Raw genomic sequence first — 25,082 nt, 5'->3', positions numbered from 1 at the left:
ATGACTTCCACCGTATTGATCACCGGCGCCAACCGCGGCGTCGGCCTGGCCCTGGCCCGCCACTATCATGCCGCCGGCTGGGCGGTCATCGGCGTCTGCCGTAGCGGCGGCGAGGAGGTCGCCGAACTGCGAGAGGTGGCCGAGACGCTGATCGAGGGTATCGACGTGACCCGCCCCGATGACGTCACACGCCTACAGCGGGAAGTGGCGGGACGCCGTCTGGATCTGCTGATCAACAATGCCGGCATGCTCAGAGACGAGAGCCTGGGAGAGATCGACTTCGACTCCATTCGTGAGCAGATGGAGATCAACGCCTACGCGCCGCTGCGTGTTACCGAGGCGCTGCTGGGTAACTTGGGCGAGGGTGGCAAGGTCGCCAATATCACCAGCCGCATGGGCTCCATCGCCGACAACGACTCCGGCGGGCGCTACGGCTACCGAGCCTCCAAGGCGGCCCTCAATGCCTTCGGCAAGTCGCTGGCAATGGATCTCAAGCCCCGCGGCATCGCCGTGGCCCAGCTCCATCCCGGCTACGTGAAGACCCGCATGGTCAACTTCGGCGGCCTGATCAGCGCCGAGGAGGCTGCCACCGGCATCGCCCAGTGCATCCACGAGTTGACCCTCCATACCACCGGTGGCTTCTGGCACAGCAATGGCGAGGAACTGCCCTGGTGAGGCTCTGCATGTCTGAACGTCGATCCCAGCGAGAGTGGCGCCTCTACATCGACGACATGATTCGCTTCGAACAGTGTCTTCTCCAACGGCTCGAATCTCTCAAGCGCTGACCAACCTCGCCCGACTCGTCCCGTTGCCCAGCGGCTCCACCTGGATCTGTACCGGGATGCGCTCGTGCATTTCCTGAACGTGGGAGATCACCCCCACGCGGCGCCCCAGCGCCTGAAGGCCGTCGAGCGCTTCCATGGCCAGCGCCAGGGATTGCGGGTCGAGGCTGCCGAAGCCCTCATCGATGAATAGCGACTCGATGGTAAGCTCTCCCGAGGCCATGGAGGCGAGCCCCAGAGCCAGGGCCAGTGAAACCAGGAAGGTCTCGCCGCCGGAGAGGGAATGCACCGAGCGGCGTTCGTCGCCCATATCGAAGTCCTCCACCAGCAGGCCAAGCGGACTCCCGCCACGCACTAGCCGGTAGCGGCGGCTGAGGCCGGCTAGGTGGACGTTGGCGTGCTCCAGCAGTTGCTCCAGGTTGTAGGCCTGAGCGATGCGCCGGAACACCTTGCCGTCGGCGGAGCCGATCAGTTCGCTGATCTGGCCCCAGCGGCGGTACTCGGCCTGGGCGGCTTCCAGTTCGGCCTGGCCGGCCTTGCGGCGCTCGCGTTTGCGATTGTCATCGCTCAGGGCGAAGGCGGCGCTGTCACGGGCCCGCTGGGCCTCTTCTAGTTTGGGTGCCAGCTCGGCCCGGGCTTCCTCCAGGGCCTCACGGCGGCGATGAATCTCGTTGGCCACGGCGTCGTCCAGCAGTGCTTCCTCGCTGTCGGCTTCGGTGAGTCCTTGATCGCGGCGGTGACGCAGCAGGGCATGGCGCCGCTCGGTCAGGGTTGCGGCGGCGCGCTGGAGGGCCCGGTCGGCTGTTTCGATCTGCCGCTCTTCCTCACGAGCATCGTCTTCGGACTGGGCCAGCAGTCGCGCCAAGGTGGTATCGGTCAGCTCGGGGTGCGCCTGGCGCCAGTCGGCCAGCTCGCGGGTCAGGGTTTCATGCTCCTTGCGAAGCTTTTCGAGCTGGGCGGCCTCATGCTCGGCTAGCTGGGCGAGGCGCTGGTGCTCACGCTGGGTCTCGTTCAGCCGCGCCTGGGCGCTGTCGCGCGCCTGGCGGGCGCTCTCCTGGTGGGCGTCGAGCCGCTGCTGCCAGGTATCCGGTGAGGTGTAGTCGCCGAGCCGGGCAGCGAGTCGACGGGCGAGCTCATCGCGCTCTTTTCGCAGCGGTGGCAGCTGTTCGTCCAGTTCGGCCAGCTGCTTGTCGACGCCGGTCTTTTCTGTCTCGAGGCGCGCCAGTGCCACTCGGCCCTCTTGCAGCGCCTGTTCCAGCGGGGCCAGTTCGGCTTCGGCTCGGGCCAGGTCATCCAGGCGCTGGCGCTGCTGTCGGCGCTGGGTGTCGCTCTGCTCGCGCTGGGCCTGCAGCCAGCCTTCGCGCTCGGGCTCGCTGATGGCGGCGAGTTCCTCCTGCAGGGGATGCGCCTCCAGGGCCTGGTGGGCCGCCTCCCGCTGCCGCTCGGCCGCTTCCAGGTCCTGCCGATGCCGAGTGAGCGCGGCTTCCACGGCCCGATACTCGCCCAGCCGTTCATCGCGCGCTTGTTGGGCCGTGTCACGGGCCTGCCGGGCTTCATTGAGCTGGCGGCCTTCCTCGGCTTCCTGGGCGGCGAGCTGGGTGGCTTCCGGGGTGGTCGGCGGATGCTGGCGCCAGGGGTGGTCGAGGCCACCGCATACTGGGCAGGGTTCTCCCTCCTGAAGGGCCTCGCGCAGCTGCACCACGCTCTCGCTGCGCACGGCGCGACTGCGATCGATCAGTGCGGAAACCGTGTCCAGGTGGTGCAGGGCCTTGTCCAGTCGCTCGCGGGCGCTCTGGCCCTCGGCCAACAGCTCCTCCCGGCGGGCCAGGTCGACGGTGACCTGCTTGGCCAGCCGGTGCCGGGCCTGCTCGGTACGGCCGAGTTCCTGCCAGCGGCTGGCCAGCTCGTCCAGGGCCAAGTTGCGATGAGCGGCCTGGTCGTGTTCCTGTTGGGCAGCCTGGCGAGCATCCTCAAGGCGAGAGTGAGTGTCCACCAACCGTTCCAGGGTCGCCTGCCAGTCGTCGCGCTGCCTTTCTCGGGCCTGCTGTTTCTCGTTGGCCGCGCAGTGCTTGCGGGCCAGGACGTCAGCCTGTGTCTGCTGTTGGGTTCGGGCCGTCTCCAGGTCGCTGAGCTGCTTCTCCCGGGTGGCGAGATGCTGGGCCTCGTCGCGGGCCTCGCGTAGTTCAGGCTCGGCCCGGCGGCGGGCATCAGCGGCTTCGCATAGGGCCTGCTCGGCCTGCTGCCTGGCGGACTCCACCGCCTGCTGTTCGGCGAGAGCGGCCTCCCGCGTCTTCAAGGTCTCGGCGTGGGTCGCCTCCAGGGTGGCGATCTCCTCCGGCAGTTCGGCCTGGCGGGCGAGATTCTGGCGTCGCGGGGCGATCACCCGGCGCCAGTCGCGGTCGGCGCGCAGGTCGGCGAGCGCTTGCCACTCCGTTTCGGCTGTCTGTTGTTGCGTCAGGCCCTGGTGATAGGCCTCGTGCAGGTGGGCATCGTCATCGTGCCAACGGCTTTGCGCCTTGAGCGACTCTGCCTGCTTCTGAAGGTCAGTGAGCGCTTGCTGGCTGGCCTTGGCATTGCGTTCCAGCTCGGCGCGGGCCTCGGGCTCGGCGGGCTGGTCGTCGGCGAGCCTCGCCTCCACGGCGTCCACGATCTTCCTGGCATCATTGGTGCGGCGGTAGGCGGCCATGGAGATCGCCGAATATTCGGCGGTGCCGGTGAGGCGCTCGAGCAAATCGCTGCGTTCGTTGTCATCGGCCTGGAGGAAGGCGGCGAACTCGCTCTGGGCGAGCAGCACGGCGCGGGTGAACTGGTCGAAGCTGAGACCCAGGAGCTCCGGCAGCAGGCGGTCGAACTCGCGCTTCTGAGTGGTGAGCAGGCGGTCGTCTTCGAGGTCGCGTAGCGACTGTTCAGCCTTCTGTAGCTTGCCGCTGACCTTCTCCCTGGCGCGGCGTACCGCCCAGCGGGCGCGGTAGCGGCGCCCGTCGCGGCCCAGGAAATCCACCTCGGCGAAGCCGGCAGCGGTGCCGCGGCGCAGCAGGGTGCGCGGGTCGCTGGTGGTCAGGGTGGAGTCCGGGGTGTCATTGATCTGGCTATCGCGGGCCGGCGCCTGACGCAGCCGCGGCGTGCCGCCATAGAGCGCCAGGCAGAGGGCGTCTAGCAGGGTGCTCTTGCCGGCACCGGTGGGACCGGTGATGGCGAAGAGACCGGCATCTCGCAGCGGTGCCACGGTGAAGTCGAGCTCCAGTGGGCCGGGCAGGGAGGCCAGGTTCTCCAGACGCAGGGCGAGGATTCTCATGGGTGACCCTCCCCGGAGGTGTCGTCGCCGGCATCGAGGAGGTCTTGTCGCAGCTGGTCGAAGTCGGCGAGCACGTCGTCGTCCGGGGGCTGGCCCCAGCGTGCCTCCCACGTACGCTCGAAGAGCTTGCGCGGGCCGAGGGCCTCTAGGTCGACCCTCGACTGTGCGGCGGCGACCTCGACTCTGGGCAGGCGGCGCTCCAGGCGCAGCAGGCGCAGCGCCTTGCCGGTCAGCGCCGCCTCCAGCCGGGCGCGCAGGTCGGGGATCGGCGCCTCGAGCTCGACCCGCACCTCCAGCCAGGGCCAAAGTTCTCTAGGCATCGCCTGGTCGTCCTTCAGGGCCTTGAGCTCGGTCAGCACCTGATTAAGCGGAGCGGGGCCGATGCGATGCATGGCCACCGGGCGTGGTACCGGGATCGCCTCGGTCGCGGCCAGTGTCTCGCCATCCAGCGTGACGTCCACCACCTGATGGGGATAGGCCTCCTCGCTGAAGTCCAGCGGCAAGGGGCTTCCGCTGTAGCGGATGCGCGCCTCGCCGACCTGCTGGGCGCGGTGCAGGTGACCCAGCGCCACATAGGCGATCTCAGGCGGGAAGAGGGTGGCGGAGATCGACTCCTCGCCGCCGATCACGATGGGCCGCTCGCTGGCCTCGGAAATGGCCGCGCCGTGCAGGTGGGCATGACTCATGGCGACCAGCGCCTGGCCTGGCTGGCGCCGGGCGCGGGCGGCCTCGACCAGTTGGTTGTGGACCCGGCTGATGCCGCTGACATAGTCGTTGGGAATATCGTTGGGAGCGTCGTTCGGCGCCTCCTCGTCGGCTGCCGCGTTTGCCAGCGCCGAGCCGGTGACCTCGGCGGGGCGCAGGAAGGGCAGCGCCAGGCACCAGGCGCGGGTCTCGCCCGAGCCGTCAGTCAGCGGGACCAGCAGATGCTCGGCGTCCAGGGTGCCGTCGTCCAGCCAGCGGACCCGGCCCAGGGCGTGGGTGCGCAGGCGTCGCATCAGCGGGGCGGGCAGCTCGATGCGGTTGCCGCTGTCGTGGTTGCCGGCGATCAGCACGATATCGAGCCGTGGCAGCCGCTCGTGGGCACTGACGATGAAGTCGTACAGCATTTCCTGGGCGCGCAGCGAGGGATTGACCACGTCGAAGATGTCGCCGGCCACCAGCAGGGCATCGGCTTGGCGTTCCACCAGGGTGTCGAGCAGCCAGGCGAGGAAGGCGCGATGCTCGGCATGGCGCTCCTGGCCATGGAAACTCTGGCCCAGGTGCCAGTCGGCGGTATGGATCAACTTCATCTTGTTTCCTTGTCCCTTCCCAGCCTGCCTCATGAAGGCGATAGTCTACGCCACTGGAAAGCAGCTGTTCAGGAGTCCCCATGCCCCACACTCCCCTTCATGACTGGAACCTCATCCCGACCGAGGCCATCGCCCTGCAGAAGCGCCTGGCCGGGCGGGTGGAGCGTGCCGACCGCCTGGACCCGGTACGTCATCTCGCCGGCGTGGACATCGGCTTCGAGCAGGGCGGCGAGATTACCCGAGCGGCGGTGGTGGTGCTGGCCTGGTCGCCCAACGACGGGAACGAATTCGAGGTAGTGGAGCAGGTGGTACATCGCGAACCGACGCGTATGCCCTATGTGCCGGGGCTGCTGTCGTTCCGCGAGGTGCCGGCGGCGCTGGGGGCCTTCGAAAAGCTGGAGGTGAAACCTGAGCTGGTGATGGTGGACGGCCAGGGCATCGCCCATCCGCGGCGGATCGGCGTGGCCAGCCATCTGGGGCTGTGGCTCGACCTGCCCACCATCGGCGTGGCCAAGTCGCGGCTGTGTGGTCGTCACGGCGAGCCGGGGCCCGAGCGAGGTGATTGGACGCCGCTGGTGGATGGCTCGGACACCGAGGTGATCGGCGCGGTGCTGCGCTCGCGGGTGAAGGTAAAGCCGATCTTCGTTTCACCCGGCCATCGGGTCTCGCTGCCTACGGCGATTGAGTGGGTCACGTCCTGCCTGCGCCGCACCAAGCTGCCGGAGCCGACCCGGCTGGCCGATCGCCTGGCCTCGCGACGGGGCTAATAGGGTAGGGTGGTCGCCTGGGCTATACTGCAGCTCCGCTTCTTTCGCTCCCTTCTTTCTTTTTCTTCTCTCTCACTCTCACTATGCCCGAGGCGACCATGACCGCATCCCCCGATCCCCTTGCCGCCACCCGTGCCTGGGTGGAGACCTTCGTGGTCGCCCGCGATGTCTGTCCCTTCGCCGGCCGTGAGGTGGCTCGCGACACCATCCGCTATGTGGCGGTGTCGGCCCACGATCGCGAGGCGGCACTACTGGCGTTGTTCGATGAGTGTCGCCACCTGGATGAGACGCCCGAAGTGGAGACCACCCTGCTGGTGCTGACCGAGGGGCTCGAGGACTTCGACGACTACCTGGATCTGCTGGACATCGCCGAGGCGCTGCTCGCCGAGCAGGGCTATGAAGGCACCTACCAGTTGGCGAGCTTTCACCCGAATTACGTCTTCGCGGACGCCGCGCCGGAGGACCCTGCCAACTTCACCAACCGTTCGCCCTTGCCGATGTGGCATCTGCTGCGTGAGGCGGGGCTGGAGCGGGCCCTGGCCCATCACCCGGACCCGGAGGGCATTCCCGAGCGCAATATCGCGGCGCTGCGCAAGGTCGGCCATGAGGCCCTGGCGCGCGAGCTCGCCGCGCTGAAGGGCGCCTGAGCTGTCCGCTGTCGATGTCATTGCCCTTGTACCGGGAGGAGGCCACCCCCATGGTGTATGGTGAAGAGGCAATGAAGTGCCTGACAACGAGAAGGAGTCGACATGAGCATAAAGAAATCCGGTAGCGCAGTCTGGCAAGGCGGTCTCCAGGACGGCAAGGGGACGGTGTCCACCCAGAGCGGTGTGATCCAGGACGCTTCCTACAGCTTCGCCAAGCGTTTCGAGAGCGAGGCAGGCACCAATCCTGAGGAACTGCTCGGCGCCGCCCATGCGAGCTGTTACTCCATGGCCCTATCGCTGATCTTGGGCGAGGCCGGCCTGACCGCCGAGCGCATCGCCACCGAGGCCAAGGTGTCCCTAGAGGAGGTCGAGGGCGGTTTCGCCATCTCCGCCGTTCATCTCGATACTGTGGCCAAGATCCCGGGCGCCGACGAGGCAACCTTCCAGGATGCGGCCGACAAGGCCAAGGAAGGGTGCCCTGTCTCTAAGCTGTTCAACGCCGAGATCACCCTGCAGGCCAAGCTGGAAGGCTGACGCCGGTTCCGGCCGTGATGGCCGGGCCAGGTATCATGAGCGCCGGGGCCACCACAGGGTGGCCCCGGCGTCTTTTTGGGTGTCGCTCTTGTTGCGGGATAGCTAAGACGAGGACGAGGCCATCCCGCGTTTGGCGGCCTTCACCAGGGCGCGGATCAAACGCTGCTGGGGGCGGTTGAAGACCAGCCATTCGGGATGCCATTGCACGCCGATCAGGAACTCATGGTCGCGGGACTCGATGCCCTGCACCAGGCCGTCGCGGTCTCGGGCGACGATCGCGATGCCCTTTCCCGTCTTTTGCACCGCCTGATGGTGCAGGCTGTTGATGCGACACCAGCTCACCTTGAGAATGCGATGCAGCTGGCTGTCGGCGATGATGTCCACTGTCTTGCGAGGCAGTACCGTGCGTCGGCGTTTGAGGCCTTCATGGGTGGTGTAGATGTCCGGGTCCAGAGTGCCGCCCTGGTAGACGTTGATCAGCTGGGCGCCACGGCAGATGCCCAGCACCGGTTTGCCCATCGGAATGAAACGCTCCAGCAGCTCGAGCTCGAGCTCGTCGCGCTGCGGGTCGAGGCGGACGTCCAGGCCTATCTCGCCGCCATAGAGGTGGGCCTGGATATCGTCGCCGCCGCCGATGATCAGGCCATCGAGCGCCTCGGGGAAGGGACGCATGGGCGATAGCCGCCGTGGTCGGCCGCCATGACGCCAGATGGCAAACCAGTCGAACCACCAGGCAATTCGGCTCTTGGCATCGGAGGTGGTGATGCCGATCAGGGGACGTGTCGCGAGGCTCATTGGCGTGTCACCCAGCGGCGCAGGCGCGTCAGCCAGCGGCGCGGTGCCGAAGGACGGTGGCGAGCGAGAAACTGTGCGCTGCGCTCGTCCAGCGTCTCCGGCGTGGTGGCTAGCCGCTCGACTTCCAGCCAGCGATTCCACTCCGCCACCGCCCCCCAGTCCGATTCGGAAAGCTGGGCATTGGGCAGGCGGTAGTGGAAGGTCGGCCGCGCCTTGACCAGCTTGTTGCGCAGCAGCTCGTGGGAATGGTTCGGTCGCAGGTGGGCAAACAGCGGCAACATGTCCAGCTCGCGATTGCGGGTGGGATTGTCGACCAGATAGTCGTCGATCAAGGTATCCAGGTCCGGCGCATAGTCCCGATCCAGTACCCGAAGGGCGTAGGCCCGGGGGAAGGGGTTGGCATGCGGCAGTACTTCCCGGGTGATATCCACGTGGATCTGCTCCCGCAGCCAGGCGGCGCTCAGCAGGTAGGCACGCAGGTAGGCCAGTAGGCTTTCAGCCTCGAGACTCGCCACCTCGGGGTTGAGGTGCAGGCCGAAGCCGTAGAGCAGGCTGGCGTCGGTGCCCTTGGCCCCGCGATTGCGCAGTGCCTCGAAGAGGGCATCGAGGTCCTCCAGCTCGTCCCAGGGTACTGGCGGGCAGACGATCTCGGTAGGCACCAGGCCGGTGACCACGTCGCCAATCAGCTCCCGGGTCCGGGAGTGGAAGTCCAGGCGCATGCGTTCCCATTCACTGTCGCCGTCGGCCTCGGCATCCACCACGGTCTGGTCGGGATGGGCGAACTGGGTGTCCAGCTCGATGCCGAACTCTCCCCAGCGAGTTCCGCTGACCTTGAGGCGATGGGGGCTGAGTACCTCGATCTCGCCGCCGAAAAGCTCGAGCACCAGCTGGGCTGTCTCCCTGGGCGGCAGGCCGGCGAACTCGATCTCGACGCCGACGCGACGCGTATCGCCGTCGGGATTTCGGGGTTCGGGTGGCGGTTGCGGCGTCATGACGGCATCCTGTAGGTCATTATTGTCGGCAGACTACCACATTGCATCGGGAAGCATGAGGCGGCTCGGGCCGCCATCCGTCTGCACAAGAGACGAGATTCAAGGGAAACGAGATGCCAGGGAGACGAGAGAGTGCCTGAAGCGAACCGCCTGTTCGTTATCGTTCGCGGCCTGCTGATGGGCCTGCTGATGGGCTTGCTGTTGTCGATGCTGCTGTCGACGCTGGCTTCCGCCCAGTCGCTGCCTTTGTCTGCACTGACACCGGGGGGCGGCGAGGAGCCGGCCTCCCACGATCCCCAGGCCTTCCAGGCGTCGCTGGAAGAGGTGATCACCACTCTCGAGAATGCCGAGGAGCGTCAGGCCCTGCTGGAAAACCTGCGCCAGTTGCAGCAGGCCCACGACCCGGCCGCAGAGGAGGCTGGCGTCGTGGGTCCCCAGGGTCTGCTTGGCGCCCTGGCAGAGACCTTCACCGAACTTGGCGAGCAGGCCGAGGACGGCCATTTGCCGCTGGACGAATGGCGGAGTCAGCTGAAACAAGGTTGGGCCGACCTGGTTTCCCTGATGGTCCAGACGGGCGATGCCGAGCTGCTGCGTTTCGTGATCGAGCTGACGGTGTTGCTGGTGATCTGGGCCGGGTTGCTGGTGATCCTGATTGCTCTGGGGCGGCGGCTGGCCAAGCACCATGGCTGGCCCCTGGACCTGCCCCGTGAACCTTGGGCCTGGCTGCTGGTAGTACACTTACTGCGCCGCATGCTGCCCTGGGCGCTGGCCTTCCTGCTGGTGCTGGGTATCGCCCAGCTGGTGCCGGAGAGCTCCGGGCGCACCGCGACCCTGGTGATCGCCTATGTAGCATTGTGCGGGCGCACCCTCTCGGTGGTGGTGGAGACAGTGATCTCGGTGTTTACCAACGGTCACCGCTTCATCGCCGTGCAGATCCTGCAGCAGCAGAGCCTGAGGCCGCTATTTGTCATCGGGGCGCTGATCGCGCTGGGCGATGCCTTCAACTCCACGCGCCTCTCGGGGATCATCGGCAATGACCTGGCGGACCTGATGTCGGTACTGGCCAACGTGCTGGCGGCGCTGATCAGCGGACGCTTCATCCTGCGCTTCAAGCGCCCGATCAAGCACCTGATCCGTAACCGTCCCTATACCCTGCGTCGCGAAAAAGGCAGCTCTTCCGAGGTAGTGAGGCTGGTGGGCGGCCTATGGCATGTGCCGGCCCTGCTGTTGGTGGGGGGCTCGCTGCTGGCTATCTTCATCACCGGGGGCGATGTGGGTACGGCGCTGGCTCGCTCCATCATCTCGGCGTCGCTGCTGGTGCTGACCCTGGTGGTCACCGGCCTGCTACGCCGGCATGGTGAGCGGCGCTCGAAGGGCCGCCGGCTGAGCGACTACCGCAAGCGCTTGGAACGCTTCGGCTATGCGCTGGCGCACGTGCTTGCCTGGATCGGCTTTGCCGAGCTCTCGCTGCAGGTCTGGGGGGCCTCGCTGATGGGTATCGGCCAGCAGGGGGTGGCCAGCGTGCGCATCGGCCAGGCCCTGCTGGCCATCGGTTTCACCATGCTGCTGGCCTGGCTGATCTGGATCTTCGCCGATACCGCCATCCAGCGCGCGCTGACCAGCCCGGCGCGTGCCCGGGGGCGAAGGGTCAACCTGGCCCGAGCGCAGACCATCACGCCGATGATCCGTAACATCATCTTCGCCACCATCGTGATCGTCGCCACCATCGTTGGCCTGGCCAACCTCGGGGTGAATGTCACCCCGCTGCTGGCCGGTGCCGGTGTGATCGGCCTGGCCGTGGGTTTCGGCGCCCAGACCCTGGTGCAGGACCTGATCACCGGCATCTTCATCCTCATCGAGGATTCGCTGGCCGTGGACGACTTCGTCAGGATAAACGGCCATATCGGCACCGTCGAAGGGCTGACACTGCGCACCGTGCGCCTGCGCGATCTGGATGCCGTCGTCCACATCATCACCTTCAGCCGCATCGAATCCATCCACAACATGTCGCGCCAGTTCGGCGTCGCGCTGATGCGAGTCCGGGTCCCTTTCGACATGAAGATCGACGATGCCACCACCCTGCTGCAGGAGACCGCCCTGGAACTACGCCAGGACCCCATGATGCGCCACTACATCTGGTCGCCACTGGAGATGCAGGGCATCGACAGCTTCGAGGATGGCTGTGCCATTCTGCGCATGCGTTTCCGGACCGCCCCGGAGATGCAGTGGGACGTATCGCGTGCCTTCAATCTGCTGCTCAAGCAGCGCATGGAGCAACAGTCGGTCGACCTCGGCGTACCGCGGCTCAGCGTCAGCATGGAAGGGCATGGTGAGGGCCACCTGGACGGGACCGGTGAGGGCGCCGAGACCCGCGATGCCAGCGGCAGGCGGCCCGGCGAGGCCGGTGTCGCCGACCCCGAAGGCAACACCAATGCCCGGGGCGGCTCCCCGGATCCCGCCTAGTCCGTATGGCGACTCATTCGATCACCGTCGAGCGCCGGGACAGCCTGCACCTCAAGGTCTCCCGCGTGCTCCGCGAGGAGACCTCCCACCGGCTGGATGTGTTCCTCTTCGTACCCGCCGAGCTGAGTCTGAGTCCCAATGTGCTCTCGGAGGAGGCGTTCTACCACGGCGCCATCCATGTCAAGCGTACCTATTACAGCGACCGCCACCGACTGCCGCTGGTGATGAGCCGCCTGGCGGGCAAGCGGCTCGATGCCGATCAGTACCGCCTGGGGCTGAGCCTCTATGCCTATCAGTACGTGGTGGCCCTGGAGCGCTCCACCCAGTCGCTGGTGGAACCCTTGCGTCGCGTGCGGCGGGTGGAGAAGCGAGGTGACGACAAGGCCGCGAAGACGCAGGCCCCCTCACCTGCGGGGACGACGGAAGATGACGAGGAGGCCGAGCAACTGCGTACCCGGCTAGAGGAGACCGCCGATCTGGCTCTAGGTATCCTCGGGCGGCTGCGCCGCCAGGAACCGAGCGACGAAAGCCTGCACCGCTATTACGCCAATATCGACAACTACCTCTCCTGGTTCACCGAGCAGAACCTGCTGGCGCTGATCGCTCACCTGCCGAGGGGCACAGGCTATCGGGCGATTCGTGAACGCCTGCTGGCGATCTGCCGGGAGGAGGTCGAGCATCGCCGGGCTCAGGAGTACAACTCCGAGCGAGTCATCCGGGACCCCACCCGGATGTCCAACAAGATGCACTTGCTGAGACGGCTGATCGAACATCCCGTTACTCTCAAGCAGCGCAGCCAGGAACTTGGCGGCGGTGAGGAGAAAGCGGTGAAGGGGCTGGCCACGGCAGTGGTGATGGTCTTCGTCACGCTGGGCCTGCTGCAGGCACGGGAGGCCCTGGGGGATATCACAGCGCTCTTCGTGCTGGCCCTGGCAGTGATCTATGCGCTGCGTGAGGTGTTCAAGGACGACCTGCGCATCACCCTGTGGCGCTGGCTGCGCCGCGGCCGTCCCAAGTGGCGGCGCCGCTACCTGGATCCCACCAGCAATGCCGTCCTGGGTCGCCAGCTCGAGTGGTTCGACTACCATCGCTATGCACACCTCGACGAACAGATTCGCCGGGTGCGCAAGCGCAATCTGGCGCAGCGCGAGGAGGTGGTGCTGCACTATCGCTCCAGTTCGCGCATGTCACCGACCCGCTTCCTGAGCGGCTATGACCGCACCCGCGAGACCCTGACCCTTGACCTCTCGACGCTGGCGCGGCTGATGGACAAGGGGAGTCACCATATCTACCGACTGGAGGAGAAAGGGCAGGTGGTCCGTGAAGCGGTGGAGAAGCGCCACCTGATCAATCTGGTGATCCGCGAGGTGGAGGGTGACGGCACGCCGCTGCTGCAGCGCTGGAAGATCGTCATGAGCCGCTCGCGGATCGTCGACGTCGAACTGGTCCACGAGGAGGGCAATGAAGCCGAGGAAGGCACTCGCTAGCTGCAGGCCATCGGCGAGAGAGCCGTCCGTAGGCGGCCTGTCGGGTACCACCTATACCCGGGCCAACGAGCCCAGAGGCTAGGACGCCAGGTTCTCGGGGCCGAAGGAGTCCGGCAGCAGCGCGTCCATGTCGTACTCCTTGAGCAGCCTTCCCTGGCCGTCCACCACGCGGATGCGGGTCTGCTTGTCGGCAAACTCGCGGATACGCTGACGGCAGTCGCCGCAAGGCGTGCAGAGATGCCTGCCCGGTCCGATGACCCAGACCTCGCGCAGCAGGCGCTCCCCGGCGCTGGCCATGGCGGCGATGGCCGAGGCCTCGGCGCAGATTCCCTTGTAGTGGGCTACCTCCACGTTGGCGCCGGCATAGTGGGTGCCACTCTCGCTGATCACCAGAGCGCCCACCGGGTGGTGGGAGTAGGGCGCATAGGCGCGGTCGCGCACCGCCAGCAGTGCCGCGACGATGGCGGGATTGGTGGAATCGTTCATGTCATTGCTCCCCGTGTCGCATCATCGCGCAGCACGCTCTCCAGGGCGATCTCCATCATCTCGTCGAAGGTGCTCTGGCGTTCGGTGCTCGAAAGCGAATCGCCCTTGAGGATATGGTCCGAGACGGTGCAGATGGTGGCGGCCCGGGCACCGAACTCGGTGGCCACCCCGTAGAGGCCGGCGGCCTCCATCTCCACACCGACGATGCCGTAGCGCCTGAGCAGCTCGGCGGTCTCGGGGCGGGGGTCGTAGAACAGATCCGCCGAGAAGAGGTTGCCCACCTTGGTGGCCACGCCCAGCGTGCTGGCGGCATCGGCCAGGGCACGAGTCAGGGCGAAGTCGGCGATTGCGGCGAAGTCCATGCCGCCGAACCGCGTCCGGTTGACGCCTGAATCGGTGCAACCGCCCAGGCCGATGACCACGTCACGTAACGCCACGTCGTCGCGCACCGCGCCGCAGGAGCCGACGCGGATCAGCGTCCTCACGTCGTACTCGGTGATCAGCTCCTTGGCATAGATGGAGACCGAGGGGATGCCCATGCCGTGGCCCATCACCGAGATCTCGCGGCCCTTGTAGGTGCCGGTGTAGCCGGACATGCTGCGCACCGTGTTGACCTGGCGGACATCTTCGAGAAAGGTCTCGGCGATGTACGTCGCCCGTAGCGGGTCGCCGGGCATCAGCACGGTATCGGCGAAGTCGCCGCGCTCGGCATTGATATGGGGCGTGGTCATCAGTGGCCTCCCGTAGCCTTGGGTAGCGTATTGGAGGACGGGGCTGAGGACAGGAAACTGCTGCCGTCATCCATGGGCGTCAGGCCCAGGTGGTCAGCCAGGCTCTGGCCGATGTCGGCGAAGGTCTCGCGGGCACCCAGCGAGCCCGGGGCGAGACCCGCCCCCAGTGCCAGCACCGGGATATGCTCGCGGGTATGGTCGGTCCCCGTCCAGGTGGGGTCACAGCCATGGTCGGCGGTGAGGATCAGCAGGTCGTCGTCCCGCAGCCGTGCCAGCAGCTCGGGCAAGCGGGCGTCGAAGTGTTCCAGGGCCGCGGCATAGCCGGCCACGTCGCGACGGTGGCCATGGACCATGTCGAAGTCGACGAAGTTGGTCATGATCAGCTGGCGCTCGCCGGCATCCGTCAGGGCCTCGAGCGTCGCGTCCATCAGGGCGTCGTGCCCGCTGGCCTTGATCGTTCGCGTGATACCGCAGTGGGCGTAGATGTCGGCGATCTTGCCGATGGCCACTACCGTGCCGCCGTCTTCATGCAATTTCTGGAGAACGGTGGGGGCGGGCGGCTCGACGCTGAAGTCGCTGCGGTTCGCGGTGCGGGCGAAGTTCGTTGCGTCTGCCCCGTTGAAGGGGCGCGCGATGACCCGGCCGATGTTGTAGGGTTCCAGCAAGTCGCGGGCGACCTCGCAAACCGCATAGAGCCGTTCCAAGCCGAAGGTCTCCTCGTGAGCGGCGATCTGGAACACCGAGTCCGCCGAGGTGTAGACGATGGGCTTGCCGCTCTCGACATGCGCCTCGCCGAGTCGGGTGATGATCTCGGTGCCGGAGGCGTGGCAGTTGCCGAGCACCCCGGCAAGCCCGGCCTCACGCACCAGGGCCTCGAGCAACTCGGGCGGGAAGCTGTGCTGCTTGTCCGCGAAGTAGCCCCAGTCGAAGCGCACCGGCACGCCGGCGATCTCCCAGTGGCCTGAGGGGGTGTCCTTGCCGGAGGAGAGCTCCCGGGCGTGGCCCCAGGCACCGATGACCTCGTCGGGCATCGCGACGCCCTGGGCCCCGTTACCGGTGCTGGCATGGTGGGCATGAAAGAGCCCCAGCCGGGATAGGTTGGGCAACTGAAGCGGCCCCTTTCGGATACCGGCGTCGCATTCGCCGCGGGCACAGGCGGTGGCGATATGGCCCAGGGTATCGGCGCCGGCATCGCCGAAGCGCTCGGCATCCGGTGTCGCCCCGATGCCGAAGGAGTCGAGCACGAGCACGATGGCACGGGTCATGGGGCCTCCCGACGGATGACGTCATGAACTAGTGGTGGGGGTGTGCTTGGACCATCGCCTACGGTGATGGCCTCGCGGACCTGGTGGGCGGCCCGCTCAGCGTCCGCGGCACTGGTGGCGTGAACCAGCGCCAGCGGACGTTCGGTGTCCACTGCCTCGCCGAGAGAGGCGAGGCGCGACAGCCCCACGGCGGGATCGATGGCCTCGCCCGGGGCGCATCGGCCACCGCCGAGGGCCACCACGGCCAGGCCTAGGGCACGAGTGTCCATGGCCTGGACCCGGCCCGGCTGCGTGGCATGCACCGCGCGGATGACCGGAGCCTCGCGCAGGTGATGATCGGGGCGTTCGAGCAGGTCGCCGGGCCCGCCGAGACCGGCCACCATGCGCGCGAAACGTTCGGCGACTGCGCCCGAGGCCAGTGCCTCGTCGAGGCGGGTCTCGGCGGCGTCCAGTGAGTCGACCAGCCGGCCGGCCAGCAGCAGCTCGGCGGCCAGGTCCCGGGTCACTCTCAGCAGGCGGCCGTGGCGCTTCTCGCCGGTGAGCAAGCGGAGTGCCTCACGCACCTCGAGGGCATTGCCTGCGCAGGGGGCCAGCGGCTGACTCATATCGGTGACCAATGCGGTCGTCGGTGTGCCGGCCTGGGTGGCGACGTTGGCGATCGACTGGGCCAGCTCCAGGGAGGCGTCATGAGTGGGCATAAAGGCTCCGCTGCCAGTCTTGACGTCCATCACCAGCGCATCAAGGCCACAGGCCAGCTTCTTGCCGAGGATCGAGCTGATGATCAGCGGCAGCGACTCCACGGTGGCGGTCACGTCGCGTACCGCATAGAGGCGCCTGTCGGCCGGGGCGAGGTCGGCAGTTTGTCCGATGATCGCCACGCCCACCTCCTTGACCAGCCGGCGGAAGGTGGCGGTGTCCGGGGTGACCGAATAGCCGGGAATCGCCTCGAGCTTGTCCAGGGTGCCGCCGGTGTGACCCAGGCCGCGGCCGGATACCATCGGCACATGGCCGCCGCAGGAGGCGATCCAGGGGCCGAGCACCAGCGAAACGAGGTCGCCCACGCCGCCGGTGGAGTGCTTGTCGAGCACCGGCCCGGGCAGGTCTAGGTCGGACCAGTCGAGTACCTCACCGGAGTCGCGGATCGCCTCGGTCAGTGTCACCGTCTCCTGACCATCCATGCCGCGCAGGAACACCGCCATGGCCAGGGCCCCCACCTGGGCATCCGAGAGGCTTCCGTCACTGATGCCGGCGACCAGCTGCTGGATGGCCTCACGGCCTAGCGCGCGTCCGTCGCGCTTGGCACGGATCAGTTCCTGGGGAAGTGCCTGGCTGCCCATCAGTAGTCCCCGGATGTCGCGTTTCCTTCGGCGTCGTCACGCAGGGTCTGGAGCAGGTTACCGAGTAGCCCCGAGGCGCCGAAGCGGACGTGGGCTGGGGTGATCCACGCCACGCCCATCAGGCGTTCGGCGAGCTGCAGGTAGGCCAGAGCATCCTCGACGGTACGAACGCCGCCGGCAGCCTTGAAGCCCACGTCGCGGCCGCTGTCACGGATGGCGATCAGCAGGATTTCGGCCGCTTCCAGGGTGGCATTGATCGCCACCTTGCCGGTGGAGGTCTTGAGGAAGTCGGCGCCGCCCTCCAGGGCCAGCTCGCTGGCGCGGCGGATCAGGGCCGGATCCTTCAGCTCGCCGGTCTCCAGTATGACCTTGAGCAGCGCATCACCGGCGGCCTGCTTGCAGGCCGCGACCAGTTCGCGGCCGGTCTCCTCGTCGCCGGCCATCAGGGCACGCCAGGGGAAGACCACGTCTACCTCATCGGCGCCGGAGGCCGCTGCCGCGCGCGTCTCCCTGGCGGCCGCCATGATGTCGTCGTCTCCTTTGGGGAAGTTGGTGACCGTGGCTACCTTGACGATGCCCTCGAGGCCATGGGCCTTCAGCGCACGTCGTGCGGTGACCACGAAGGCCGGGTAGATGCATACCGCCGCCGGCGTGCCGGCAGGCGTCTTGGCCTGCTGGCAGAGGGCCTCGATGGTGGCATCGCTGTCGTCGTCGTTGAGGCTGGTGAGGTCCATCAGTGCCAGGGCCTGGCGCGCGGCCTGTTGCAGTTCGGTCATGGAAGCGTCCTGTAAACGGGGTTGTCGGAGCCGTGGCGGGGGCCACGGCGCGTGCCGGTCTCTTCAGCCATCCTTTCAGACATCCTTATCATCCGTCTTTCTCAGCCATCCTTCCTCAGCCACCCAGGGCGAGAAAGAAGCCGGCGATCGAGGCCGACATCAGGTTGGAGAGAGTGCCGGCCAGCACCGCCTTGAGCCCGAAGCTGGCGATCTCATGGCGGCGGCTCGGGGCAATGCTGCCCAGGCCGCCGAGCAGGATGGCGATGGATGACAAATTGGCGAAGCCGCACAGGGCGAAGGAGAGGATCGCCATGGTATGGGGCGTCATCGCCTGGCCGGTGGCGGCCACCATCTCCTCGCCGCTCAGGTAGGGGCCGAGGTTGATGAAGGCCACGAACTCGTTGACCACGACCTTCTGGCCGATGAAGGAACCCGCCAGCGTGGCTTCCTCCCAGGGCACACCGAGCAGGAAGGCCAGCGGCGCGAAGAGCCAGCCGAGGATCCACTCCAGGCTCAGTGCCTCGAAGCCGAACCAGCCGCCGATGCCGCCGAGCATGCCATTGATCAGCGCGATCAGGCCGATGAAGGCGAGCAGCATGGCCCCCACGTTAGCGGCGAGCTTGAGGCCCGAGGTTGCGCCATTGGCGGCGGCATCCAGCACGTTGCTGGGCTTGTCCTCGTCTTCCTCCTGCTCCTCTTCGACCTTCGAGACGCTGTCCTCGGGCTCGCGGGTCTCGGGCATGATCAGCTTGGCGAACAGCAGACCGCCCGGGGCGGCCATGAAGGAGGCGGCTACCAGGTATTCCATGGGCACGCCCATGGCGGCGTAGCCGGCCAGCACTGAGCCGGCCACCGAGGCCAGCCCGCCGCACATTACCGCGAACAGCTGCGAGGGGGTCATGCGGGCAATGAAGGGGCGCACCACCAGCGGTGCTTCGGTCTGGCCGACGAAGATGTTGGCGGTGGCGGAAAGCGACTCGGTGCGGGAAGTGCCCAGCGCCTTCTGCAGGGCGCCGCCGAGGATGCGAATCACCCACTGCATGATGCCCAGATAGTAGAGCACGGCGATCAGCGACGAGAAGAAGATGATCACCGGGAGTACCTTGATGGCGAACACGAAGCCCACGCCGTCGACATCGGCGAGTCCGCCGAACACGAAATTGATGCCGTCATTGGCATACAGCACCACCTGGCTGACGGCGTCGGAGATGGTCTTGAGGACCACCTGGCCGAAGGGCACGTAGAGCACGAAGGCACCGATGCCGGCCTGGATGGCGAAGGCACCGACGACGGTCCTCATGCGGATGGCGCGGCGATTGTAGGAAAAGACGAGGGCGATGGCCACGAGGGTCACCATCCCCACCAGGCTCATGAAGAGGGTCATGGGGCACCTAACTGACGGGGCGGCCTGGGGCGACAGGCATCCGGATGAGTGTGAGGTGAAATCTATAACATTCAGTGTTATTTTTCTAACATTTTTCCACCGCAGCACCGTCAGGGAGCCGCAGGACATGAACGAACGCACTGCCCGGCGTCTCGCCCGCCTGAGTGATGCCCTGGCCCACGGGGGGAGCCTGCGCCTGCAAGATGCCGCGGAACTGTGCGGCGTCTCGGCGATGACCATCCGTCGCGATCTGGCCGCCGGGGATGGCGGGCTGCTGCTGATGGGTGGCCACCTGGTGCGTAGTGACGACCCGCGCTATGCCCCCGTCTACGATCTGGCGGCCCAGCAGGACCTTCAAGCCGAGACCAAACGCCGTCTCTGCGAGCAGGCCGCCCGCTGCATCGAGCCCGACGACACCCTGTTCATCGACTGCGGGACGACGCTGATGCCGCTGGCCGCCGGCCTGCCCGCCGATCAGTCGCTGACCGTGGTGACCTATGCCCTGAACGTGGCCAATGCGGTGAGCATGTTGCCCGGGGTTCGCCTGATCCTGCTGGGCGGGGTCTACCATAGCTCCTCGCGTTCCTTCTCCAGCGACGCCATGGACGATGCCATCCGGCGGCTCGGCATCAACAAGGCCTTCCTCTCCGCGGCGGGCGTGCACCGGCAGAAAGGCCTGAGCTGCTTCCATTTCCACGAGGTGGCCCCCAAGCAGGCGGTGATTGCCACGGCGGCACATCGTCTGCTGGTGGTGGACGAGAGCAAGCTCGGGGTGATTCGCCCGGCGCGTTTCGCCGGGCTCGAGGAGGTCGACGAACTCATCACCGATGGCAAGCTCGAGGCATAGCCCCGGGAGGGGCACAGGGCCACATCGGACGCCCGGCCGGGCTGATGCGCTCAGCAGAAACCTGTCCGAAATCAAGGCAGAGCGGGCAAAGAGTTGCTAACTTGTAAGGCACGCAACACTCAACATTGCCTGTTTATCGTCCGGAGACCGCATCCCATGCAAGCCGCAGACGTCATGACCACCAACGTGATCACCGTTACCGCTGACAGTGAAGTCAGCGAGATCGCCAGCCTGCTGATGGAACACGGTATCAGTGCCGTGCCGGTGATCGATGCCGACGACAAGGTCCTGGGCATCGTCAGCGAAGGGGATCTGATGCGCCGGGTCGAGAATGACGCGGACGAGCACAAGTCCTGGTGGTTGAAGCTCTTCGGCGGAGGCAGCAACGCCGTCGACTACGTCAAGAGCCATGGCCGCAAGGCCAATGAGATCATGACCTCGAACCCGCTCACCATCACCGAGGACGAGCCGTTGCACCGTATCGCCTCGTTGCTCGAGAAGCGCCGTATCAAGCGTGTGCCGGTGGTGCGCGATGGCAAGCTGGTCGGCATCGTCAGCCGCTCCAACCTGCTGCGCGGCTTCTCGGTGAACCGCCAGCCGGCCGGTGGCACTGATGATCGCGATATCCGTGACGCCATCCTCAAGGAGGTGGACGAGAACACCGGGGTGATGGTCGATCGGCTCAACGTCATCGTGGCTGACGGCAAGGTACAGCTCTGGGGGCTGGTGGACAGCAAGGAGCAGCGCCAGGCCGTGCAGGTCGCGGCGGAAAACATCGACGGTGTGACGGAGGTCGAGAACAACCTGGGATTCGTGCCACGGGGCATGGGCGGCTACTGAGGTTACTTAGGCCATGCGGCCTTGACGGTTACGACAGCGGGGCGGCCATCTGGCCGCCCCGCTGTCATTATCGGGCATGTCGCTGAAGCCGTCGTGATCTAGCCCTCGGCACCCTGCACCTTGGCCAAGGCCGTTTCCAGACTCTCGAGGGTCCGCTCCGGATGGTGGAGCTTGTCGAGACCGAACAGGCCGATGCGGAAGGCACGATAGTCGTCGCCCTCGTCACACATCAAGGGAACACCCGTGGCCACCTGGACACCGGCGGCTAGGAACTTGCCGACGATGCCTTCGTCCTCGGTGTAGCAGACCACCACGCCGGGCGCCTCGAATCCCGGTGCCGCGACGCTGCGGAAGCCGTGCTTGGCGAGCATGCCGCGCACCCGTTGCCCGACTTCCCACTGCTCGTCCCGCACCTTGTCGAAGCCGTACTGCTGGGTCTCGCGCATCACGTCGCGCAACTGACGCAGACCGTCGGTGGGCAGGGTGGCGTGATAGGCGTGGCCACCGGCCTCGTAGGTTTCCATGATCGACAGCCACTTCTTGAGATCGCAGGCGAAGCTGGTGCTGGTGGTCTCCTCGATGATCTCTCGTGCCTGGCGAGAGAGCATCACCATGCCGCAGCAGGGGCTGGCGCTCCAGCCCTTCTGCGGAGCGGTGACGAGCACGTCGACGCCGATGTCCTGCATATCGACCCAGAGGGTGCCGGAGGCGATGCAGTCGAGCACGAAGAGCCCGCCCTGCTCATGGATGGCGTCGGCGATCTGGCGCAGGTAGTCGTCCGGCAGCAGCATGCCCGAGGCGGTTTCCACATGGGGGGCGAAGACGATATCGGGCTGCTGGTCATGGATCGACTCGACCACCTCCTCGATGGAGGGCGGAGCGAAGGGCGAGGTCGAGTCATCCTCGTCGAGACGACGCGCCTTGAGCACATGAACCTCGGCGGGGATCTTGCCCATCTCGAGGATCTGGCTCCAGCGATAGCTGAACCAGCCGTTGCGGATCACCAGGCAGTTGCGGCCCTTGGCGAACTGGCGGGCCACGGCCTCCATGCCGAAGGTCCCGCTACCGGGAACGATCACCGTCGAATGGGCGTTGTACACGTCCTTCAGGGTGGAGGAGACGTCGCGCATCACGCCCTGAAAGCTCTTCGACATGTGGTTCAGTGCGCGATCGGTATAAACCACCGAATACTCCAGCAGTCCATCGGGGTCGACATCGGGTAGCAAGCCGGCCATTTCGTTCTCCGTGTTGATTCGGGCCTTCCGGGGCGAAGGCTGAGGGTATCTCAAGCATATTCCCATTGATGTGCCGCGACCAGCAACGTGCCCTCCTTCAGGGTCCTGTCACGCCCGGCCATCGCCGCCATGGCCACCATCCTGATCCTGCTCTCGACCCTGCTACTGGCGACCATGGAACTCCTGCGCCGGCGCAGCGAGCGCCTGAAAGGCAACGTCGAGTAGGTCACGCCATGCGGATCCCCTCTACGGCTTTTCCCTGGCGCCTCTCAGTATGCGAAATGCCATAGAGTGGTTAAAGCTCCCTCAACTGCGCTGGGCGGCCTGGATGGCGGTCAGAGCGATGGTGTAGACGATGTCGTCGACCAGGGCTCCACGTGACAGGTCGTTCACCGGCTTGTTGAGGCCCTGCAACATGGGGCCGACGCTGACCACGCTCGCGCTGCGCTGGACCGCCTTGTAGGTGGTGTTGCCGGTGTTGAGATCGGGGAAGATGAAGACCGTGGCGCGACCCGCCACCGGGGAGTCGGGTGCCTTCTGGCGGCCCACGCTCTCGATGGCGGCGGCGTCGTACTGCAGCGGGCCATCGATGCACAGCGAGGGCTCGCGTTCCCGGGCGATGCGCGTGGCCTGGCGTACCTTCTCCACGTCGGCGCCGCTGCCGGATTCGCCGGTGGAGTAGCTGATCATGGCCACCCGGGGCTCGATCCCGAAGGCTGCAGCGGAGCGGGCGCTCTGGATGGCGATCTCGGCCAGGGCCTCGGCGTCAGGATCGGGATTCACCGCGCAATCGCCATAGACCACCACCTGTTCAGGCAGCAGCATAAAGAAGATCGACGAGACCAGTCGATAGCTCGGCGCCGTCTTGATCAGTTGGAAGGCCGGACGCACGGTATTGGCGGTGGTGTGGATCGCCCCGGAGACGAGGCCGTCCACCTCGTCCTCGGTCAGCATCATGGTGCCGAGCACCACATTGTCCTGCAGCTGGTCCTCGGCCGTTATCTCGTTGAGCTTGTCGGGGCGACGCTTGACCATCGGCTGCACGTAGTCCCGGCGGATATCGGCAGGGTCGAGGATTTCGAGGTCTTCGGGTAACTCGATGCCGCGCTGGCGGGCGACTTCCTCCACCTCGTCGCGCCTGGCCAGCAGCACGCAGCGGGCAATGCCGCGCTGCTGGCAGATCACGGCAGCCTCCACGGTGCGTGGCTCGCTGCCCTCGGGCAGCACGATGCGCTTGCTCGCTTGCTGGGCCAGCTTGACCAGCTGATGGCGGAAGGCCGCGGGGGAGAGCCGGCTCGGATAGCCGCGGCTGAGGCTCTCCTTGAGCCACTGCAGATCGAGGTGTTCGGCGACGAAGCGTGTTACCTGTTCGGCCCGCTCCGGGTCGTCGATGGGAATGTCGTTGGTCATGCGATCGAGACGCTGGGCCGTGGCGAAGCTGTCGGAGTCCACCGCCATCACCGGTAGCCCGCTGCGCAGCGCCGGCCGACAGAAGTTGATCATGGCATCTTCCGGCAGTTCGCCGTGGGTCAGCAGGATGCCTGCCAGGGGCACGCCGTTCATGGTCGAGAGCGCCGCAGCGAGCAGGATGTCGTCGCGATCACCGGGAGTGACCAGCAGGCGGCCGGGGCGGAATACGTGCAGGGCATGGGAGGCACTGCGCGCGCACAGGCTGGTGCCCAGCACACGACGGCTGGCGGCCTCGCCCTCGTGCAGGAAGCGAGCCTCCAGGGCTCGGGCGACGTCCAGCACCCGCGGTGCCGAAAGTGCTGCATGCCAGGGTATGGCGCCGATCAGATGGAAGCGTTCGCTGCCCAGGGCCGGCAGGTAGCGGCGCAGGCTGGCGACCAACTGTGCGTCGCGCTGGGCGGTGAGCTCGGGGGCCGTCAAGGAGCTGGAAGCCTCGTCGTCCGGTAGCGGACGCAGCCGCATCAGGATACAGCCCAGGGTGCGCGACGAATCGGTGCCATCGAAGGCCTGGGCATGCATATCGAGCCGTTCCGCCAGGTCCTGGGAGTCGCTCAGGTCGCCGTCGGCGACCAGGATGGTACGCGCATTGAGGGCGTGAGCCAGCTGGGCATTGAGTTGGGTCGCATAGCTGCTGTGCTGGCTGGGCGCCAGGCCTTCGATCACCACCAGCTCGGGGGCCTCGCCCGCGGCTGGTGACGCGACCCGCGCATGGCGCTCCACGGCTTCTTCCATCAGCTCGTCGGTGCGATCCTCACGCAGCAGGCGCTCCAGCCGCGCCTGGGAAAGCGGTAACGGAGGTGCCAGCCCCAGGGTGCTGGTCGCCAGGGCACAGGAGCGATCCGGCCCGTTGCCATTGAGCTCATCCTGTCGGAACGGCTTGAGAAAGCCGGCCTTGAGCCCGAGGGTATCCAGCGCCCGGATCAAGCCGAGGCAGGCCGAGGTCAGTCCCACACCGCTGTCGGTAGGTACCAGTATTAGATTACGGGGCTCGGAACGATGGTCAAGCCGGGTCATGGTGGCTCTCTTGCAGCAGCTGGCGGGTTTGTTCGGCGATGCGCCCTCCTGCTATCGGGCCGTTCATCGACACCCTTTGGATGGATTGATGTTGACTTTAGCGAAAATCCGCGTAAACCCTCGCCCATTCGGGCGGGGATACAAGCGAGAGTCGCGCAGCGACTCTATTCGGGGGTCGCTTGCGCTTGCACATAGCCCTTGAGCATCTCGATCGTTGCCCCACCCGCACTACAAGCAAAATACGACCGTGACCACAAAGCAGCGCTTTTGCTCAACATTGGGATATGCGTGTTCAAGAAGCGCACCCGCCGGGGGACGTGGATTTCAAGTTGTTGACCATCACGCTGACCAACAGCTTCGGCGGATATTCAACGAGCAGGTGAACATGGTCTTCTTCACCATCGAACTCAAGGATGCGGCAGTCGAGTTTCTCGCAAGCCGGTTCAAAAGCCTCTCGGAGCTGCCCGATCATGTAGCCGTCGAACACTTTGCGCCGATACTTCGTCGTGAAAACAAGGTGGACGACTAGACGAGTGACGCTATGTCGGCCTCGCCGATAACCTTCATGCACACTCACTTGCCATTCCTCATTATAGCCCTTAATCTGCGGCTGTTATAGCAGTGAGCATTGACATGCTGAAGG

The 25,082-nt window shown here is 66.3% G+C and carries 21 protein-coding genes and 1 pseudogene; 9 read left to right on the top strand and 13 right to left on the bottom strand.

Annotated elements, in window-relative coordinates:
* Window positions 1–675 carry an SDR family oxidoreductase gene (locus tag BMY30_RS15460; RefSeq protein ID WP_089715338.1) on the top strand — a complete coding sequence of 225 codons (675 nt, stop codon included), beginning with the start codon at window positions 1–3 and terminating at the stop codon, window positions 673–675.
* A 99-nt stretch (window positions 676–774) separates the two neighbouring features.
* Here BMY30_RS15460 and BMY30_RS15455 read toward each other — a convergent pair whose 3' ends face one another.
* Both BMY30_RS15455 and BMY30_RS15450 read right to left on the bottom strand, forming a co-directional pair.
* A complete protein-coding gene (locus BMY30_RS15455) occupies window positions 775–4,077 on the bottom strand; it encodes an AAA family ATPase (protein WP_089715336.1) in 3,303 nt (1,100 codons plus the stop codon).
* Window positions 4,074–5,369, bottom strand: coding sequence for an exonuclease SbcCD subunit D (locus tag BMY30_RS15450; RefSeq protein WP_089715334.1), 1,296 nt, complete (start codon window positions 5,367–5,369; stop codon window positions 4,074–4,076). Before BMY30_RS15450 ends, BMY30_RS15455 begins: the two co-directional genes overlap by 4 nt.
* 80 nt (window positions 5,370–5,449) lie before the next feature.
* On the opposite strand from BMY30_RS15450, the gene nfi reads away from it, so the two are divergent.
* The 3 genes from nfi (at window position 5,450) to BMY30_RS15435 (ending at window position 7,317) form a co-directional block, all read left to right on the top strand.
* Window positions 5,450–6,136 carry a deoxyribonuclease V gene (gene nfi / locus BMY30_RS15445; RefSeq protein WP_089715331.1) on the top strand — a complete coding sequence of 229 codons (687 nt, stop codon included), beginning with the start codon at window positions 5,450–5,452 and terminating at the stop codon, window positions 6,134–6,136.
* A gap of 98 nt (window positions 6,137–6,234) precedes the next feature.
* Window positions 6,235–6,783 carry a DUF1415 domain-containing protein gene (locus tag BMY30_RS15440; protein WP_089715329.1) on the top strand — a complete coding sequence of 183 codons (549 nt, stop codon included), beginning with the start codon at window positions 6,235–6,237 and terminating at the stop codon, window positions 6,781–6,783.
* 102 nt (window positions 6,784–6,885) lie between these two features.
* Window positions 6,886–7,317 (top strand): OsmC family protein, encoded by a 432-nt coding sequence (locus tag BMY30_RS15435; protein WP_089715327.1) that lies wholly within the window; start codon window positions 6,886–6,888, stop codon window positions 7,315–7,317.
* A gap of 102 nt (window positions 7,318–7,419) precedes the next feature.
* Here the strand turns inward: BMY30_RS15435 and BMY30_RS15430 are convergent, their stop codons facing one another.
* Window positions 7,420–8,112, bottom strand: a complete 693-nt coding sequence (locus BMY30_RS15430; RefSeq protein ID WP_089715324.1) for a gamma-glutamyl-gamma-aminobutyrate hydrolase family protein — start codon at window positions 8,110–8,112, stop codon at window positions 7,420–7,422.
* Window positions 8,109–9,104, bottom strand: a complete 996-nt coding sequence (locus BMY30_RS15425) for an amidoligase family protein (protein WP_089715322.1) — start codon at window positions 9,102–9,104, stop codon at window positions 8,109–8,111. The genes BMY30_RS15430 and BMY30_RS15425 overlap by 4 nt, the downstream gene beginning before the upstream one ends.
* A 177-nt stretch (window positions 9,105–9,281) precedes the next feature.
* Between BMY30_RS15425 and BMY30_RS15420 the strand changes: the two genes are divergently transcribed.
* Window positions 9,282–11,567, top strand: a complete 2,286-nt coding sequence (locus BMY30_RS15420; protein ID WP_089715380.1) for a mechanosensitive ion channel family protein — start codon at window positions 9,282–9,284, stop codon at window positions 11,565–11,567.
* Window positions 11,568–11,572: 5 nt separating this feature from the next.
* A complete protein-coding gene (locus BMY30_RS15415; protein ID WP_089715320.1) occupies window positions 11,573–13,054 on the top strand; it encodes a hypothetical protein in 1,482 nt (493 codons plus the stop codon).
* A 78-nt stretch (window positions 13,055–13,132) separates the two neighbouring features.
* On the opposite strand, the gene cdd is transcribed toward BMY30_RS15415, so the two are convergent.
* From cdd to BMY30_RS15385, 6 genes are all read right to left on the bottom strand, one after another.
* On the bottom strand, window positions 13,133–13,540 hold the full coding sequence (cdd, locus tag BMY30_RS15410) for a cytidine deaminase (protein ID WP_089715318.1): 408 nt from the start codon (window positions 13,538–13,540) through the stop codon (window positions 13,133–13,135).
* A complete protein-coding gene (gene deoD / locus BMY30_RS15405) occupies window positions 13,537–14,271 on the bottom strand; it encodes a purine-nucleoside phosphorylase (RefSeq protein WP_089715316.1) in 735 nt (244 codons plus the stop codon). Before deoD ends, cdd begins: the two co-directional genes overlap by 4 nt.
* A complete protein-coding gene (locus tag BMY30_RS15400) occupies window positions 14,271–15,536 on the bottom strand; it encodes a phosphopentomutase (RefSeq protein WP_089715313.1) in 1,266 nt (421 codons plus the stop codon). Before BMY30_RS15400 ends, deoD begins: the two co-directional genes overlap by 1 nt.
* Complete coding sequence (gene deoA / locus BMY30_RS15395) at window positions 15,533–16,873, bottom strand: thymidine phosphorylase (protein ID WP_089715311.1); 1,341 nt, start codon at window positions 16,871–16,873, stop codon at window positions 15,533–15,535. The genes BMY30_RS15400 and deoA overlap by 4 nt, the downstream gene beginning before the upstream one ends.
* Window positions 16,873–17,649 carry a deoxyribose-phosphate aldolase gene (gene deoC / locus BMY30_RS15390; protein ID WP_089715309.1) on the bottom strand — a complete coding sequence of 259 codons (777 nt, stop codon included), beginning with the start codon at window positions 17,647–17,649 and terminating at the stop codon, window positions 16,873–16,875. Before deoC ends, deoA begins: the two co-directional genes overlap by 1 nt.
* Window positions 17,650–17,764: 115 nt before the next feature.
* Window positions 17,765–19,033, bottom strand: coding sequence for a NupC/NupG family nucleoside CNT transporter (locus BMY30_RS15385; RefSeq protein ID WP_089715306.1), 1,269 nt, complete (start codon window positions 19,031–19,033; stop codon window positions 17,765–17,767).
* Between the two features lie 127 nt (window positions 19,034–19,160).
* Here BMY30_RS15385 and BMY30_RS15380 point away from each other — a divergent pair, with 127 nt between their 5' ends.
* On the top strand, window positions 19,161–19,880 hold the full coding sequence (locus BMY30_RS15380; RefSeq protein ID WP_089715304.1) for a DeoR/GlpR family DNA-binding transcription regulator: 720 nt from the start codon (window positions 19,161–19,163) through the stop codon (window positions 19,878–19,880).
* 156 nt (window positions 19,881–20,036) lie between these two features.
* Window positions 20,037–20,720, top strand: coding sequence for a CBS domain-containing protein (locus BMY30_RS15375; protein ID WP_089715301.1), 684 nt, complete (start codon window positions 20,037–20,039; stop codon window positions 20,718–20,720).
* A gap of 98 nt (window positions 20,721–20,818) precedes the next feature.
* Here the strand turns inward: BMY30_RS15375 and BMY30_RS15370 are convergent, their stop codons facing one another.
* On the bottom strand, window positions 20,819–21,955 hold the full coding sequence (locus tag BMY30_RS15370; protein ID WP_089715299.1) for an aminotransferase class V-fold PLP-dependent enzyme: 1,137 nt from the start codon (window positions 21,953–21,955) through the stop codon (window positions 20,819–20,821).
* Window positions 21,956–22,042: 87 nt separating this feature from the next.
* Here BMY30_RS15370 and BMY30_RS17700 point away from each other — a divergent pair, with 87 nt between their 5' ends.
* Window positions 22,043–22,180: a hypothetical protein gene (locus tag BMY30_RS17700; RefSeq protein WP_244516240.1), complete on the top strand. Its 138-nt coding sequence runs from the start codon at window positions 22,043–22,045 to the stop codon at window positions 22,178–22,180.
* Window positions 22,181–22,261: 81 nt separating this feature from the next.
* Here the strand turns inward: BMY30_RS17700 and pta are convergent, their stop codons facing one another.
* Together pta and tnpA are read right to left on the bottom strand one after the other, a co-directional pair.
* A complete protein-coding gene (pta, locus tag BMY30_RS15365; protein ID WP_089715297.1) occupies window positions 22,262–24,439 on the bottom strand; it encodes a phosphate acetyltransferase in 2,178 nt (725 codons plus the stop codon).
* A gap of 164 nt (window positions 24,440–24,603) precedes the next feature.
* A pseudogene (tnpA, locus tag BMY30_RS15360) lies at window positions 24,604–25,016 on the bottom strand (IS200/IS605 family transposase).
* Window positions 25,017–25,082: the final 66 nt, after the last annotated feature.

It is taken from the genome of Halomonas daqiaonensis (assembly GCF_900109725.1).
In the GTDB taxonomy this organism is placed as follows: Bacteria; Pseudomonadota; Gammaproteobacteria; order Pseudomonadales; family Halomonadaceae; genus Halomonas; species Halomonas daqiaonensis.
The sequence above is the reverse complement of the archived record's forward strand: the minus strand, read 5'-3'. Positions and strand labels throughout refer to the sequence as shown.

Coding starts and splice junctions, on each gene's coding strand:
- BMY30_RS15375 (WP_089715301.1), top strand. CDS start 20,037: ATGCAAGCCGCAGACGTCATGACCACCAACGTGATCACCGTTACCGCT.
- deoC (WP_089715309.1), bottom strand. CDS start 17,649: ATGACCGAACTGCAACAGGCCGCGCGCCAGGCCCTGGCACTGATGGAC.
- BMY30_RS15380 (WP_089715304.1), top strand. CDS start 19,161: ATGAACGAACGCACTGCCCGGCGTCTCGCCCGCCTGAGTGATGCCCTG.
- BMY30_RS15450 (WP_089715334.1), bottom strand. CDS start 5,369: ATGAAGTTGATCCATACCGCCGACTGGCACCTGGGCCAGAGTTTCCAT.
- BMY30_RS15420 (WP_089715380.1), top strand. CDS start 9,282: ATGGGCCTGCTGATGGGCTTGCTGTTGTCGATGCTGCTGTCGACGCTG.
- BMY30_RS15425 (WP_089715322.1), bottom strand. CDS start 9,104: ATGACGCCGCAACCGCCACCCGAACCCCGAAATCCCGACGGCGATACG.
- nfi (WP_089715331.1), top strand. CDS start 5,450: ATGCCCCACACTCCCCTTCATGACTGGAACCTCATCCCGACCGAGGCC.
- BMY30_RS15385 (WP_089715306.1), bottom strand. CDS start 19,033: ATGACCCTCTTCATGAGCCTGGTGGGGATGGTGACCCTCGTGGCCATC.
- BMY30_RS15455 (WP_089715336.1), bottom strand. CDS start 4,077: ATGAGAATCCTCGCCCTGCGTCTGGAGAACCTGGCCTCCCTGCCCGGC.
- BMY30_RS15400 (WP_089715313.1), bottom strand. CDS start 15,536: ATGACCCGTGCCATCGTGCTCGTGCTCGACTCCTTCGGCATCGGGGCG.
- deoA (WP_089715311.1), bottom strand. CDS start 16,873: ATGGGCAGCCAGGCACTTCCCCAGGAACTGATCCGTGCCAAGCGCGAC.
- BMY30_RS15460 (WP_089715338.1), top strand. CDS start 1: ATGACTTCCACCGTATTGATCACCGGCGCCAACCGCGGCGTCGGCCTG.
- BMY30_RS15435 (WP_089715327.1), top strand. CDS start 6,886: ATGAGCATAAAGAAATCCGGTAGCGCAGTCTGGCAAGGCGGTCTCCAG.
- cdd (WP_089715318.1), bottom strand. CDS start 13,540: ATGAACGATTCCACCAATCCCGCCATCGTCGCGGCACTGCTGGCGGTG.
- deoD (WP_089715316.1), bottom strand. CDS start 14,271: ATGACCACGCCCCATATCAATGCCGAGCGCGGCGACTTCGCCGATACC.
- BMY30_RS15370 (WP_089715299.1), bottom strand. CDS start 21,955: ATGGCCGGCTTGCTACCCGATGTCGACCCCGATGGACTGCTGGAGTAT.
- pta (WP_089715297.1), bottom strand. CDS start 24,439: ATGACCCGGCTTGACCATCGTTCCGAGCCCCGTAATCTAATACTGGTA.
- BMY30_RS15415 (WP_089715320.1), top strand. CDS start 11,573: ATGGCGACTCATTCGATCACCGTCGAGCGCCGGGACAGCCTGCACCTC.
- BMY30_RS15440 (WP_089715329.1), top strand. CDS start 6,235: ATGACCGCATCCCCCGATCCCCTTGCCGCCACCCGTGCCTGGGTGGAG.
- BMY30_RS15430 (WP_089715324.1), bottom strand. CDS start 8,112: ATGAGCCTCGCGACACGTCCCCTGATCGGCATCACCACCTCCGATGCC.